The organism is uncultured Campylobacter sp., from assembly GCF_937997465.1.
Taxonomy (GTDB): Bacteria; Campylobacterota; Campylobacteria; order Campylobacterales; family Campylobacteraceae; genus Campylobacter_A.
In genome coordinates, this window is the sequence record NZ_CALKTQ010000140.1 from 1 (window position 1) to 13,521 (window position 13,521).

14 protein-coding genes are annotated in these 13,521 nt (G+C 46.0%); 11 read left to right on the forward strand and 3 right to left on the reverse strand.

Translation table 11 applies throughout. The annotated features are described in order from the left end of the window. The first annotated feature begins 83 nt into the window (after positions 1-83). Together Q0546_RS04375 and Q0546_RS04380 are read left to right on the forward strand one after the other, a co-directional pair. The gene (locus tag Q0546_RS04375; RefSeq protein ID WP_298790870.1) at positions 84-1,349 is read left to right on the forward strand and encodes a sensor domain-containing diguanylate cyclase; all 1,266 of its coding nucleotides are present in this window, start codon (positions 84-86) and stop codon (positions 1,347-1,349) included. A gap of 176 nt (positions 1,350-1,525) precedes the next feature. Continuing rightward, the gene (locus Q0546_RS04380) at positions 1,526-2,653 is read left to right on the forward strand and encodes a hypothetical protein (RefSeq protein ID WP_298790872.1); all 1,128 of its coding nucleotides are present in this window, start codon (positions 1,526-1,528) and stop codon (positions 2,651-2,653) included. Between the two features lie 178 nt (positions 2,654-2,831). Here the strand turns inward: Q0546_RS04380 and Q0546_RS04385 are convergent, their stop codons facing one another. From Q0546_RS04385 to Q0546_RS04395, 3 genes are read right to left on the reverse strand one after another with little or no spacing between them, the layout of a single operon-like run. Continuing rightward, positions 2,832-2,981: a hypothetical protein gene (locus Q0546_RS04385; protein ID WP_163026379.1), complete on the reverse strand. Its 150-nt coding sequence runs from the start codon at positions 2,979-2,981 to the stop codon at positions 2,832-2,834. A 16-nt stretch (positions 2,982-2,997) separates the two neighbouring features. After that, positions 2,998-4,845 carry a mechanosensitive ion channel domain-containing protein gene (locus tag Q0546_RS04390; RefSeq protein ID WP_298790874.1) on the reverse strand — a complete coding sequence of 616 codons (1,848 nt, stop codon included), beginning with the start codon at positions 4,843-4,845 and terminating at the stop codon, positions 2,998-3,000. Next, positions 4,842-5,471, reverse strand: a complete 630-nt coding sequence (locus tag Q0546_RS04395) for a carbonic anhydrase (RefSeq protein ID WP_298790876.1) — start codon at positions 5,469-5,471, stop codon at positions 4,842-4,844. Before Q0546_RS04395 ends, Q0546_RS04390 begins: the two co-directional genes overlap by 4 nt. A 160-nt stretch (positions 5,472-5,631) precedes the next feature. Here Q0546_RS04395 and Q0546_RS04400 point away from each other — a divergent pair, with 160 nt between their 5' ends. The 9 genes from Q0546_RS04400 (at position 5,632) to Q0546_RS04440 (ending at position 13,138) form a co-directional block, all read left to right on the forward strand. Beyond that, entirely contained in the window at positions 5,632-6,333 is a 702-nt protein-coding gene (locus tag Q0546_RS04400) for a Bax inhibitor-1/YccA family protein (RefSeq protein ID WP_298790878.1), read from the forward strand. Beyond that, the gene (locus tag Q0546_RS04405) at positions 6,326-6,709 is read left to right on the forward strand and encodes a thiamine-phosphate pyrophosphorylase (protein WP_298790880.1); all 384 of its coding nucleotides are present in this window, start codon (positions 6,326-6,328) and stop codon (positions 6,707-6,709) included. Before Q0546_RS04400 ends, Q0546_RS04405 begins: the two co-directional genes overlap by 8 nt. Before the next feature lie 61 nt (positions 6,710-6,770). Further along, positions 6,771-7,118: a preprotein translocase subunit SecG gene (secG, locus tag Q0546_RS04410; RefSeq protein WP_298790882.1), complete on the forward strand. Its 348-nt coding sequence runs from the start codon at positions 6,771-6,773 to the stop codon at positions 7,116-7,118. A 9-nt stretch (positions 7,119-7,127) separates the two neighbouring features. Further along, entirely contained in the window at positions 7,128-8,090 is a 963-nt protein-coding gene (locus Q0546_RS04415) for a polysaccharide deacetylase family protein (RefSeq protein ID WP_298790883.1), read from the forward strand. After that, positions 8,080-8,637, forward strand: a complete 558-nt coding sequence (frr, locus tag Q0546_RS04420) for a ribosome recycling factor (protein ID WP_298790885.1) — start codon at positions 8,080-8,082, stop codon at positions 8,635-8,637. Before Q0546_RS04415 ends, frr begins: the two co-directional genes overlap by 11 nt. 310 nt (positions 8,638-8,947) lie before the next feature. Beyond that, positions 8,948-9,559, forward strand: a complete 612-nt coding sequence (pyrE, locus tag Q0546_RS04425) for an orotate phosphoribosyltransferase (protein WP_298790887.1) — start codon at positions 8,948-8,950, stop codon at positions 9,557-9,559. Between the two features lie 739 nt (positions 9,560-10,298). Then, on the forward strand, positions 10,299-10,721 hold the full coding sequence (locus tag Q0546_RS04430; RefSeq protein ID WP_298790889.1) for an RDD family protein: 423 nt from the start codon (positions 10,299-10,301) through the stop codon (positions 10,719-10,721). Positions 10,722-10,920: 199 nt separating this feature from the next. Continuing rightward, positions 10,921-12,498 carry a type IV secretory system conjugative DNA transfer family protein gene (locus Q0546_RS04435; RefSeq protein WP_298790893.1) on the forward strand — a complete coding sequence of 526 codons (1,578 nt, stop codon included), beginning with the start codon at positions 10,921-10,923 and terminating at the stop codon, positions 12,496-12,498. Between the two features lie 169 nt (positions 12,499-12,667). Then, positions 12,668-13,138, forward strand: a complete 471-nt coding sequence (locus Q0546_RS04440; protein ID WP_298790891.1) for a hypothetical protein — start codon at positions 12,668-12,670, stop codon at positions 13,136-13,138. The last annotated feature ends 383 nt before the right edge of the window (positions 13,139-13,521 follow it).

Genomic DNA, 13,521 nt, shown 5'->3' on the forward strand with positions numbered 1-13,521 from the left:
TTTTGATTCCATACCTTAAATCCACCCGAAAGCCTCGTTAAAGCTATCCTGCTGTACCATAACTAAAAAATAAAGGGGAATTCATGTACCGCGTCAAACTACATATTTGTTTAACTCAGGATATAAAAAATAAGCTTGAGCAGTACGGCAAGATCCCGCCCAGACCGCGCTTTGAACATAAATTTGAGATACTAAAAAGCGCCTGCGACATCCCTGTGCCCATCCCCGACGAGCACCAATACCTAATCATCGCAAGCGAAGATTGCGGGTTAAATTTAACCGAGCTAAAAAAACGTATCGGCGAAAACGGCTTTTTGGCGATTTACGCAAAGGATACCGCAAAGATAACGAGCGAGCAAAAAGAGGCCGCAGATGAAATTTGGCCGCAAGCTGCAAATTTAGACGAGTTCTACTTTGAAAAAGCGCTAAATTTAATCGCCGAGCGCAAAGAGGCGTGGCTACAAAAAACATGGTTACAGACAACGATAAACTCGTCTCCGGATATGATCTGGTTTAAAGATATGGACGGGCTGCACTTAGAGGTAAACGACGCCTTTTGCGAGGTCGTAGATAAGCAAAAAGACGACGTTCGCGGTAAAGATCACTACTATATCTGGAATATCCCAAAAGAGATATACGAGCAAACGGGCTATGTCTGCGTTCAGACCGAGGACGACGTCGTAGCTGCGCGTAAGACCTGCCTTTTTGACGAGGAGGTTATGCGCGCGGACGGCAAACTAAGCAAGCTAAAAACGTATAAAACGCCGATATTTGACGGCGAGACGATCATCGGTACCGTCGGCATCGCCCGCGACGTGACGAAAGAGTACGAATATCTGCAAAACATCGAGCACCTAGCTCACTACGACCAGCTCACCGGATTAGCAAATCGCAACCAGCTGGACGCATTTTTAGACAAGCTAAAAACCACGCATATGAGCATACTTTATATGGATTTAGATCGCTTTAAGCAGGTAAACGACGAGCACGGACATCAGGCGGGCGACAAGGCTCTAGTTGCAATTGCGGAGTTGATAAAGGAGATTTTTAACGACGCGATGAACGTACGCATCGGCGGAGACGAGTTTATATCGATATTTACCGACGGCGCGAACATGCAAAGCATAGCGCCTCGCGTGCAAATTTTGATTGACCGATTTTTTAAAATTTGTCAAGAAAATCCGCTATTTAGCGGACTATCCGTGAGTGCGGGTATAGCAGAAGGACAGATCGGGCACGGCTCGTTTGACCTGCTACTTCAGCGCGCCGACGATGCTCTTTATAGGGCTAAACACGCGGGCCGCGGCACGTACTGCGTAAATCCCTGGGAGGACTTTGAGCAAAAATAAATTTACGCTAGCGTTTGCCGGTCGGTAGCTATGCGGCACGAATTTACGGCGGCTCGTTAGCGTTCATGCGGTTTGGCGGCTGACCGTAAATTTGATATCGCTTCTTATCTTTTACTCTAAATTTTATTCAAATTTTGCCGATATCGTTAGAAAGCCAAATTTTAAAAGGATTTTAAATGATAGGCGGCGTAAACGGATTTAACGCAAATGCAAATTTCGATTTTAGCGGCGCTCGCGGGCAAAATTTAAAAGCGCGCGAGGAAAAAGAAGTGGCGAATTTGATGTCAAATTTGACGGCACAGATTAATTACGATACGGTAAATCCAAGCGAATTAGACTACGACCAACTAAAAATTTGGGCGGATAAGGTTGGTCCTGAGAAGCTAACGGGTAAAAATTTAAGCATGTGGCTGGGCGTAAAAATGGGGTTTGAAAAGGTTGTGGATGATTGGCGTAAGGAGCTCGGGCTAAAGCCTGAAGAACCGGCATTTGCAAGGAGGATATTTTCTCTAAGCGGCTACACGAGAGACGATAAAATCAGCATTTGGGGCAAATTAAACGGGCTTGATCCGAGTACCGACAAAGAAAAAGCCGCCGAGCTAAAAAGCTTCGTAGATAGCACGCAAGCTCTGATCGCGCACGCGGGCGATCCATCCGATATATTTAGGCAGGACGTCTTTAGCGTGGATAAGTTTTTGAGTAAATTTAACGTGGATCTGGGAGGGTTTGGCACAGGGCTTGGCATGCATAGCGGCAGCGGCCTGATAATGGACGCCAAGGCCTCAAAGCTGCTGGATTCAGATATGAGCGAGGAGGAATTTAAAGATAAATGGCTCGAGTACGCGGCAAATAAAATCCTAGGCAAATACGCAAACGTCAAGATTTCACTCACTGACGGCGCGCTAAATTTCGACCAAACGCCTGCAAAAGAGCGCATTACGCTTCTGGGGCAAGAGATAGAAGATCGCGTGAGCTACGCGGACGAAGCGAGCAAAAAAGAGTTTTTTAAATTTCTAAAAGACGTATTTAAAAACGGCGAGAGTATCGGAGACGCGCTACAAAAAATCGCGCTAAAAAAAGGCGACTTTGACAAAACAGCCAAAGAGGAAGCGCAAGCAGACGCCGCAAAAGAAAAGAAATTTAAACCTATCCACGCTACTAGTAAAAGCCAAACCTACGTTTACAAGGATATAAAGCGCGAATTTTTCGAGAAATTTATCAAAGCCGAACAAGAAAAAGGAACGGACGTAACGAAACTTTTAGAAGCTCTAAATAAAATCCGAAAGCTAGATATAAATGCCTAAATTTGAAGGTGGTGGTTGCTAAGATTATTGCAAGCAAGACAAATTCGTATATTAGTCCAAATTCGGCTCATAATTAGCCGAAACTACGCGCTGGATTTACTCGTAAAAGCTAAATTAAATGCTCCAAATTCGGCCTGCCGGCAAATTTACCCCGCAAAGCCAAATTTTAACGCGCAAATCACATCTCGTAGCTATCCTCTTCGTCTTCGTCGCCGTATTCGTAGTCGTTCTCGTCGTAGTTATAGCTGTACTTCTCGGATCTCTCGTCGTCAAATTCGGAGTATTCCTCCTCGAGATCTTCCTCTTCGTAGTCAAATTCTTCGCTCATTTTCTCTCCTTTAAAATTATTTTTTCACTTCTTCGACGTATAGGCTCTGGCTAGGGAAGGCAAATCCAAGCCCGTTAGCCTCTACGATATTCATGATTTTTAGCATCACGTCCTCTTTGACGGCCAAAAACTCGCCCCAAACTATCGTCTTTGAAAAGCAGTACACTAGGATATTTATCGAGCTATCGGCAAACTCGTCCACGACGACGAATAAATTTGACTTATAGCCCGCCAGATCGTCGATCGAGACGATACCGCGGTCGTATCGGCTGGCCTTTTTCGAGCCCATATCGTCGCCCTTTGCTATGTCCGGATGATCGATTAGCATCTGTTTGATTTCCTCGACGCACTTTTTGATCTGCTCGGTCGTGGCGCTGTATTCTAATCCGATTAGCATCCTGATGCGTCGTCCCATCTTTCGCCTACTCCAGTTTCGGATCGGATCGCTAGCTAGCTTGGAGTTTGGCACGAAGATAAGGGCGTTGTCAAAGGTTCGCACGGTCGTTTTCCTAAGTCCGATCTCCACGACCGTTCCCTCGATGTCGCCGCACACGATCCAGTCGCCCTGAGAAAACGAGTTATCAAAGAGCAGCATGACGGAAGCAAAGAAATTCGCCAAAATATCCTTGGTCGCAAGAGCCACCGCAAGGCCGCCGATACCAAGAGAGGCGATGATGGCGCTGACGTTAAAGCCCAGCTTGCTAAGCACGATAAGTAGCGCGATAACGAAGATGATGAAATAGATGATCTTTAGGATCAAATTTATCACCTCTTTGCGCCCGCTTTTTTTGGTGAGTTCGTTGATGAGCACCATGCCGTAGCCGTTTAGTACGCTAAGTATGAGCCACGTGACGGCGATAACGAAAGTGATCGCTAGGAAATTTGCAAATTTTATCGGCATCGGAGCGGGATAATACGCGATCGAGACGCAAATATCTATTGCGTAAGCGATGAGGGTGAGTAGCATCGGACGCTTGATGATCTCTACGATGCGCCCTTTGGTCTGCCTGTCTGAGTCGTGCTTGACAAAAAATTTCATCAAAGCCCACAGCGTCAGCCTACTAAGTAGCGTCGTAAACGATACGAAAAACAAAAATACGACGAATATGATCGCGGCCTTGCCGACGTTAAATTTGCTCGTAAACGAGGCCTTTTCGTTGATAAAATCTATCGCGGTTTTTAAATTTAGCTCGGAGATGATGTAGTTTGACGTGAGCAGCTCGGCGTTATCGCGCAGATAGTAGAGTATCTCTTCCAGCGTCTTTTTGTGTGCTTCTAGCGCGTCTAATTCGCCTTTATGTGCCAAGGCTACTTCTTCGCTTAGCGAGTCTTTAAAAGCCTTAAACTGTGCGTAAAACTCCGTCTGAAAGCTAAGCAGCGTCTTCTCGACGGTAAGTTTGACGTTTACGGCTTTGCCGCCCTCCTTAAAGATATTTTCCAAATTTAAAAGCGAGGAGTAAAATAGCTCATCAAGCCGCATACGCTCGAGCTCGAGCATATTTTTGACGTATAAATTTTGATTGCTAGAGTTTTTTAGCTTTTTGGTTTTCGTCTCTAACTCTTGCATATCTTGTTTGAAATTTTGTACCTGCTCCTCGTCGATTTCGATTTGCATGACGAGATAGGGGATCTGCTCGATCAGTTTTTCTTTTTTCTCTAAGACCGTTCTAAAAAGCACGTTTTTGTCGGCGGTTTCGTTGTTTTCGGCCGACTGAGCCTTGATAACGGCGATCTGCGCGTTTGCTTCGTTTATTTGATTTACGACACTTAGGATATCCGTGGCGTTTAGGTCGTCGATTTTGGTATTTGCTAGTAAATTTAAGCCAAAGCACAGTGCAAAAACGGCGGCTAAAATTTTTCTCATTTCTCGACTCCTAGCAGTTTAAAGCTCTTTGTTGCGAAGTTATAGTTGTAGATTTCGCCCGTTTCTATTATGTAGTGCCAGGCGTAAATTTTTAGCTCCTCGTCTTTAAATTTAGCCTTGACGTCGGGGTAGCTCAGTAAATTTTCAAACGAATTTACGAGGCTTAAGCGCTCGGTTAGCCACTCTCTTTTTGCGATATTGTCGCCGAAAAGCTTTTGCACGCGCTTTTTTACCGGCTCAAGTAGATCAAGCCAGCGCTTTACGTTTGGCGTTTTGCTAAATTTAGCCTCATCCATCCATAAAGCCGCGCAGCCGCCGCAGTTGCTGTGCCCGCAGATGATGACGTTTTGCACGTTTAGCGTTTGCAAGGCGTACTCGATCGCCGACGTCGTAGCCAAAAACTCCTCGCTTTTGCGGTACGGAGGCACGATATTTGCGATATTTCGCACGACGACGAGGTCGCCAGGAACCGTGTTTGTTATGAGGCTAGGCACGACGCGCGAGTCGATACAGCCGACAAAAAGAGTATGCGGCGTCTGTTTCTCGCCTAGGCTTTCAAAAAGCTCCTTGTGCTCTAAAAAATCTTCTTCCATAAATTTGACGGCGCCGTCTAAAATTTCTTGCATTATATTTTCCCGATAATTTTTTAAAATATTATATCAAAAACGTTTCAAACTTCGTCAAAAAATTTTAAATTGCTTTTCGCGCGTCAAATTCAGCGATTTTTTATATTTTATTTACCTATTTTTGGCTAAATTTGCGTCAAAATTTAAAAAAGGAGAAAAAATGAGTTTATATAACAGAAACTATGCAAACTCAAGAGAGCACGAGGTTGCGAGCGAATATTCGCAAAGCGCGCTTAGCACGTTTATCAAGCAAACCTATCAGCTTTTCGCGGCTTCGCTTTTAGCCGCCAGCGTCGGAGCTTACGTCGGGCTTTATAGCTCGCTAGGAGCTACGGTAGCGGGCAACTACTGGCTATTTGTGATACTTGAGCTAGGACTTTTGGTCGGTTTAATGTTTGCCAAACGCAAGGCGGGCTTAAATTTGATTCTGCTTTTTGCCTTTACTTTCGTTAGCGGACTTACGCTTACGCCTATTTTGGGGCGCACTTTTGCGATGCCCGGAGGCGCAGCGATAGTAGCTCAGGCCTTTACGCTTACGACGGTAGCATTTGGCGGACTTAGCGTATTTGCGATGAACACCAAACGCGACTTTACGACGTGGGGCAAGATGCTTTTCATCACGCTTATCGTTTTGCTCGTGGCTGCGATTATAAATATATTTTTCCACAGCCCGGTTTTACAGCTTGCGATCGCTAGCGTGGGCGCGGTTTTATTTAGCGCATATATCCTTTATGATACGCAAAATATCATCCGCGGCAACTACGAAACTCCAATCGAGGGTGCAGTCGCTCTTTATCTTGATTTTGTGAATTTGTTCGTTTCTTTACTTCAAATTTTAGGCATTTTTAGTAGAGATGACTAACGAGGAGCGGCTCTACCGCGTAATAGACGCAAATTTAAACCGCTTAAAAGAAGGGCTTAGAGTCGTCGAGGACGTCAGACGTTACGGCTTTGACGACCTAGCCCTCGCTAAAAAAATAAAAACTCTCCGCCACAAAGCAAAAATCCCGCAAAAGGAATTTATAAAATTTCGCGACGCCGCAAACGACGTGCTAAAACCAAGCCTAAAAGAGGAGCAAATTCGCCTAAATTTGGACGATTTGCAAACTGCCAACATCAAACGAGCGCAGGAAAGTGCAAGGGTTTTAGAGGAGTGTTTTAAACTCGTCGACGTTAAAATTTCCGAGATTTTTAAAACCATACGCTACGAACTTTATGAGATAGAAAAAGAAATTTAACCCAAATTCAAAACTTTTTTAGTATAATCGCGACTAATTTTGAAAATTTAAAAGGATTTTTATGGATTCGCTTTTTTTAGTATTGCAGTTTATTTTCGCGGTAGTTTTGACGATCGCCGTTTTGCTTCAGAAGAGTTCCTCTATCGGCCTAGGTGCGTATAGCGGTAGCAACGAAAGCCTGTTTGGCGCAAAAGGACCGGCTGGCTTTTTGGCTAAATTTACTTTCGTTGTGGGCGTTTTATTTATCCTAAACACTCTAGCGTTAAGCTACGTTTACAACACGCAAAGCAGTAAATCTCTCATAGATAGCGTCGATACTTCGTCGCTACCTGCAGCTCCTGAGGCAATCGTTCCGCAAGCTCCTAATGCCCCTGCGACTCCAGAAGCTCCGGCAAGCGAGCAAAAATAAGGAGCGTCAATGAAAAAATTAGTTTCCGCGCTTGCATTGTTTGCGGCGACGCAGTTTGCGTTTGCAGACGCGCATATCTTTAACTATCACAGATTTGACGACGACAGACACCCGAGCACTAACGTCTCTATTAAAAATTTACGCGAGCAGTTTGATTATTTTAAAGAAAAAGGCTATGAGATCATCCCTCTTTCAAAGCTCGTTGACGCTATCAAAAACGGCGAGCCAGTATCTGATAATTGGGTCGTTTTAACGGTAGACGACGGCTACAAAAGCTTTTACGAAAAGGGCTTGCCGGTATTTTTAGAGTACGGATATCCGTTTGCGCTGATGATCTACGTCGAGGCCACCGCGCGAAAATACGGCGACTTTATGACCTTTGAGCAGATCAAAGAGATGGAAAAATACGGCGAAGTCGGCTATCACTCCTACGGTCACCTACATATGGTCGGGCTTAACGAAGAGAAACTAAAAAACGACTTTGAGGACGGCATAAGCAAATTTGAAAAAAATATGGGCTACAAGCCGCGCTATTTTGCTTATCCTTTCGGCGAATATAACGACAGGGTACGCGATGTCGCGATAGAGCACGGCATCGAGGTGATACTAAGCCAAAACTCCGGCGCAGTCGCGGCAAACAGCGATCTGCACGAACTAGACAGAATCCCTGCGATGAACGGCACTCACCTACCGTCTGCACTTGCGAGTAAATTTTTAAAAGCCGAATGGATACTGCCGCAAGACTACCCGAAAGACAATAAAATCAGCGAGATAATCATCAAAACCGAAGAGAACGCAACTCACGGCTACTTTTCGATGACGGGACAAAAAACGAAAAAAGTCAAGCTTGAAAATGGACAGATGACGCTTAAATTTAACAAGCCGATCGACCGCTATAAAGTGAGAATGAGCCTCAAGGTAAACGGCAAAACGACGACAAAAATTTTAGTAAAGGATATAAATGCTGAATGAAATTTACAAAAAACAAAAAGAGCATAGCGATAAGTGCATCGAGGGTCTAAAACGCGACTTTAGCACGCTTCGCACGGGCAAGGTAAATATAAGCATAGTCGATAATATTTACGTGGATTATTACGGTAGCCAAACTCCGCTAAACCAAGTCGCCACCGTGCTAGCTAGCGATGCTAGCACCATAAGCATCACGCCGTGGGAAAAACCAATGCTAAAAACCATCACCGCAGCGATCTCTGCGGCAAATATCGGCGTAAATCCGAACAACGACGGCGAGAGCGTGAAGCTATTTTTCCCTCCGATGACGGTCGAGCAACGCCAAGAAAACGCAAAGCACGCTAAGGCATTTGGCGAAAAGGCGAAAGTCAGCATCAGAAACATCAGAAAAGACGCTAACGACGAGGTTAAAAAGCTAGAAAAAGATAAAACAATCACCGAAGACGAGAGCAAAAAAGGGCAAGACGAAGTCCAAAAGATCACCGACAGCTACACGTCAAAGATCGACTCGCTCGTAAAAGAAAAAGAGAGCGAACTTCTAAAAGTTTAAAATACGTACGGCTCGTTAAATTTGACGAGCCATTTCTTTTATAAAAACCTTCCGCTATTTCGCATTTAGCATAAATTTTAGTCCGCTTTTGCTACACCCTAAAGCGCGTTTATCTATTTCGCCCAAATTTTAAATTTATCACGCCATACTCGCTTTTACCAAAATTTATATCCAAATTTAAAATTGCTAGCCGCTTTTTGCTCGGCAGAGGCTTATAATAACGCAAAATCGCAACCCGTCAAAAGCTCAAAAAATAGTAGCTTAAGCGCGCTTAGGGTAAAATTCGCTCAAATTTTACAAAGGAAAAACGATGAATTTAGAGAAAATTTACAAGGACGCGGGTGCGTATTTGCAGGGCCATTTTTTACTTAGTAGCGGCAACCACTCGCAGTTTTATCTGCAAAGTGCCAAAGTACTCGAGGATCCTCAGTTAGCAGGCACTCTAGCAGACGAGCTGGCCGCCGTCATCGAAAAATCGGGCGTAGAGTTTGACAGCGTCTGTTCGCCCGCTCTAGGCGGTATTTTGGCGGGCTATGAGCTAGCTCGCGCAGCAAAAAAGCGCTTCATCTTTACCGAGCGAGTAGAGCGAGTGATGAGCCTAAGGCGCGGCTTTGAGGTAAGGGAAGGCGAGCGATTCGTCGTTTGCGAGGACATCATCACTACGGGCGGCTCGGCGATGGAGGCCGCACGCGTGATAGAAGGCCTAGGCGGCAAGGTCGTGGCGTTTGCCGCGCTTGCTAATCGCGGATTTTGCAAGGTTGCAAATTTAGCCGGCAGCATCGCAAAACCCGGCGCCAAACTGCCCGCCGACAAGCCGTTTTTCGCGCTGGGCAACTTTGAGTTTGAGATTTACGAGCCCGCAAACTGTCCGCTCTGCGCCGACGGAAGCAAGGCGATAAAGCCCGGCAGTAGAGGTAACTAAATTTGTAAATTTCGCGGTTATGTTTGATTTAGCCCCGCAAATTTGGACGGATTTTGCATGCGACAAACAAAGCAAACCGAGCATAGATCAAATTTGACTAAGTTGTGCGGTATTTTAGGCGATAAATTTGAGGATAAAGTAAAGTCGGCCGTTGCGTTTTATAGGTTGCGATCAGAGCGGGATTAAATTTGCGTTGCCGTTTTTTGCGTATTTGGTGACAACCGTCAAATTTAGGTAAATTTACGCCCGCAAAAGAGTGTCCTAAAATTTATGAATTTAAAATTTGGCGCGAGATAAACGCCGTAAATTTAAATTTCGCGCTTAATGCTGGCTTTTGCGCTTACGCCTTGATAGCGATACGGAGTCGGCGATAAATCAAGCGTAAGCAGGCTTGATGAAAAAATGCGCGGGGCGAAAATTATTAATAGTCGTAAACGGGCGTTCAGATAAAGACAAACAAAGACGGCGGATATCTTAAATATTCGCCGAGCAAATGGATAATCAGGCGACAAATGAAGCACCATTTACGAGCGGAGCAAGGTTGGCCGGCTAAGACGGCGCGAGCGGTGCTCAAGCGGAAAAGAGCTGTAAATTTGCCATGCCAAAGAGGCGACGCATAAAAGCAGGCGTAAATTTGCTGCAACAAAAGTAAAAGAGCATAAATTTGGGTGCTAGCGAGCAAAATTGGCACTCAAAAATCCAAAACACACGCCCGAAAATAAAAACAAAAGGAGTAAATTTGGCGAAACAAAAAGCGCAACTAGCCGGTATCGGCGCGCGAGTAAAGGCCTTTATCGCCGATCTTTTTTTGATCGGCATGCCGATATATTACCTCACGACCTATGTTTTTTTGGACGGCAAAGACGACTTTTTGCACAACCAAACCGCGATATTTGGGGCAAATTTCGCAGTCGCTCTCATCTGCTGCGCCTTTTTTGCGATCAAAGCCCAAACGCCCGGCTACCGCTCGCAAAATATCTACCTCATCGACCTACGTAGCGGCCGCAAGCTCGGCTTCGCACGCGTTTTGCTCCGTTACATCTGCTTTTTGCTCGCAGGCGTTAGCGTGGTCGGACTTTGCCTCTGTTTTTTTCGCAAGGACGCGCTAAATTTGCACGATCTACTCACGCACTCGGCCGCCGTTTGCAAAAAAGCGGACTGATTTCGCCCGCTTGAGTCAAATTTGAGCCGAATTTTGCCCAAATTTGAGCCAAATTTCAGTGCAACCCACCCTGCTCCGCTAAAGCTCAAATTTGATCTAGCATTTTTGCGGTGCGGGTTTTGCAGGCTAGATTTTCATCCCGTCCCCGCGGCAAATTTAACCCACTCGCCGCCTCGTCAAATTTAAATCTTTAAACCAAATTTCGTTACAATCGCCCCCGACAAGGAAAAATATGCAAAAAATAATGGGATTTACGAGAACGCGGGAAAACGCGGAGAAAAAAGGCGCGCTGATACCTAGCGACTTTACGCACGCGGCCATCATCGGAGAGACCGGCAGCGGCAAGACGACGGCTATGATATATCCAAATTTGCTTGACCGTATGCAAAACGGCTACGCGGTGTTTGCAGTGGATTATAAAGGCGGTGAGAGCGCCAAGATCAAGGCTCTAGCGCGCAGAGCGGGCCGCCTAAAAGACGTCGTGAGCGTGGGTGCAAGGCTGGACGCGCCGATAAACCTCATCGCCTCGATGAAGCCGCGCGACTTTAAAAACTGCGTGAAAAAGCCGATGGAATCAAGGGAGAAGTTTTGGGAGGAGTTTGGCTCGAGCATCGCGACGGAGTTTTTTAAGGTTTTAAAGGCGCTTAAAATTTTCGCTAGAAAAATCGCGCCGCTAAACGACTGCTACGGGGATGCCTTTTACGCCGACGTGCGCACGCTCGCGCGGGATTTTACCTTTGACGTGGCGACGATACTGCGCCTCTCGCAAGACCTAGAAAAGATGCTCGAGTTTAAAGACGCGCTAAGCCTCATCTGCGACAATCTCGACTCCTCGACGCTAAATTTCACCCGCGAAACGATAATGATAAACCGCGCATTTATAGCAACCGCGGACGAGTTTTTAGACGCGACGAGCCGCTACAAGGACATCGGCGACGAGCGCACGAGAGATGATTTTCGCAACTACTCGATGATGATGTCGCCGTTTCTGGGCCTCATGAACGACGACTCGCTAAACGGCGACGGCGAGGGCACTGCGGGCGACGCGAGTATCGCAGGACTGCTAAATAACGGCAAGATCGTGATATTTAACGCCGCTAGCTGCGACAAAAGTGCGCTGAGCTTCCTGTTAAACAGCTTCTTGCCCGAGCTTTTAAAGCGCGTAACGATGAAGCAAAAGACGCCTATTAGCCTATTTCTCGACGAGTCGGCGAAGCTGCTGAGCGAGAACACCGAGCTAAACGAAGAGATCCTGCGCGAGTGCGAGGTGGAGCTGGTGCTGGCGTTTCAAAACGAATTTTTACTCAAACGCGCGATCGGCGGCACGGCGTACGAGGCGCTGATGGGCAACCTCACCAACCGCTACTTCATGCGCAACAAGGACGTCGTGAGGCTGGGCGGCAGCGAGGTGGACTGCTCGACGCTGGAGAAATTCGAGTGCGTACTGGACGGCGACAAGATCGCGCTGGAGCCGATTTTCATCGATGAGGCGGAGTGTCTGCAGGCGCAGCTGGAGTTTGAGCGCGAAAACCGCCTGCACGAGCGGCTGCTGGGCAAAATCTACGAAAACCGCGTGATAGAGTTTGACGAGGAGATCGTCGACGACGGCAAAATCTGGGTGCGCGACGTGGATACTGGCGAGCGTGAGTGCGTATTTTTTAGTGACGAGGTGCTAAATATCGGCCCGCAAGATATCTATAAACGCCCGCCAAATACCGGCGGCTACAACATCTCGCTAGAAGACGGCGCGGACGATGCACAGATAAGCTTTAGGTAAATTTGACGGCGGCTAAGCGGGAATGCGGGTCAAATTTGACCGTAAATTTAGGTCAAATTTGAAGGTCGGCGTAAGTTTTGAGTGGCAGCGTAACTTGAAGATTTTAACCGCTCACCGTTTGCATAAAACTGGGCCGGATAAATTTAAAATTTGGCTTTAGGCAGAGGATATGAACGAAAATCCAGGCAAAGAAAATAAAGAGCCGGAGCTACTTTACAGACTGGACAGGCAAAATCCGCTCATAGTGCTAATCGACTTTATCAAGTATAGTTTTTTCCTGCTCGTGCCCGCCTTGCCTACCGCGATATATTATAGAGGCTGGATACAGGCGCTGGGCATCCTAGGTTCTTTATTTTTAGGCAGGCTTTTGTACAAGCTTATATTTTTTAACTACATTGAAATTTACAGAGACAGGATCGTCATAAACAGATATATTTTCGGAGATACGGTTATAAAAAGCGAGGATTTGGCTTTTTGCCGTACCTATTATTTTCCATTTACCCCCACCCAAGTTTTTATAGTGAAAAAAAGAAAACATTTATTCTATAGAGTTTCTTCGGTGGAAAGTTTAACGCTCAAACAAGCCGACGAGCTAAGAAGCCAAATAGCTCGTATAATTCCGTGGGATGCAATTGATTAATAGCAATCAGTATAAACAGTCAAATTTACCGCCGTTATCCGTATCAAAATTTAACGAGCGAGCCAGACAAAACCCGCTCATCGGTAGTCAAATTTAACAAAACCGCCCGTAAATTTATCCCTCCTCGCTTCGGGTCAAATTTAGCCGCCAAACCAAACCCCAAATTTAGAGCATAAATCTAAAATTTAGATTTTTATCTACGTTTTATATTTTTGCCGTCTTTGGCAGTACGATGTATGGCGATGCGTTCCCGGAACTCTTCGGGGACATCGGCGCTTCCATGTTTACCCTGTTCCAAGTGATGACCTTTGAATCCTGGGCGACAGCCGTGGCGAGACCGATCATGGAAATACACCCCCATGCTTGGATCTACTTTTTGACGT

Bases quoted from the DNA above. Each gene is read 5' to 3' on its own strand.
- Q0546_RS04375 (WP_298790870.1), top strand. From the start codon at position 84: ATGTACCGCGTCAAACTACATATTTGTTTAACTCAGGATATAAAAAAT.
- Q0546_RS04380 (WP_298790872.1), top strand. From the start codon at position 1,526: ATGATAGGCGGCGTAAACGGATTTAACGCAAATGCAAATTTCGATTTT.
- Q0546_RS04385 (WP_163026379.1), bottom strand. From the start codon at position 2,981: ATGAGCGAAGAATTTGACTACGAAGAGGAAGATCTCGAGGAGGAATAC.
- Q0546_RS04390 (WP_298790874.1), bottom strand. From the start codon at position 4,845: ATGAGAAAAATTTTAGCCGCCGTTTTTGCACTGTGCTTTGGCTTAAAT.
- Q0546_RS04395 (WP_298790876.1), bottom strand. From the start codon at position 5,471: ATGCAAGAAATTTTAGACGGCGCCGTCAAATTTATGGAAGAAGATTTT.
- Q0546_RS04400 (WP_298790878.1), top strand. From the start codon at position 5,632: ATGAGTTTATATAACAGAAACTATGCAAACTCAAGAGAGCACGAGGTT.
- Q0546_RS04405 (WP_298790880.1), top strand. From the start codon at position 6,326: ATGACTAACGAGGAGCGGCTCTACCGCGTAATAGACGCAAATTTAAAC.
- secG (WP_298790882.1), top strand. From the start codon at position 6,771: ATGGATTCGCTTTTTTTAGTATTGCAGTTTATTTTCGCGGTAGTTTTG.
- Q0546_RS04415 (WP_298790883.1), top strand. From the start codon at position 7,128: ATGAAAAAATTAGTTTCCGCGCTTGCATTGTTTGCGGCGACGCAGTTT.
- frr (WP_298790885.1), top strand. From the start codon at position 8,080: ATGCTGAATGAAATTTACAAAAAACAAAAAGAGCATAGCGATAAGTGC.
- pyrE (WP_298790887.1), top strand. From the start codon at position 8,948: ATGAATTTAGAGAAAATTTACAAGGACGCGGGTGCGTATTTGCAGGGC.
- Q0546_RS04440 (WP_298790891.1), top strand. From the start codon at position 12,668: ATGAACGAAAATCCAGGCAAAGAAAATAAAGAGCCGGAGCTACTTTAC.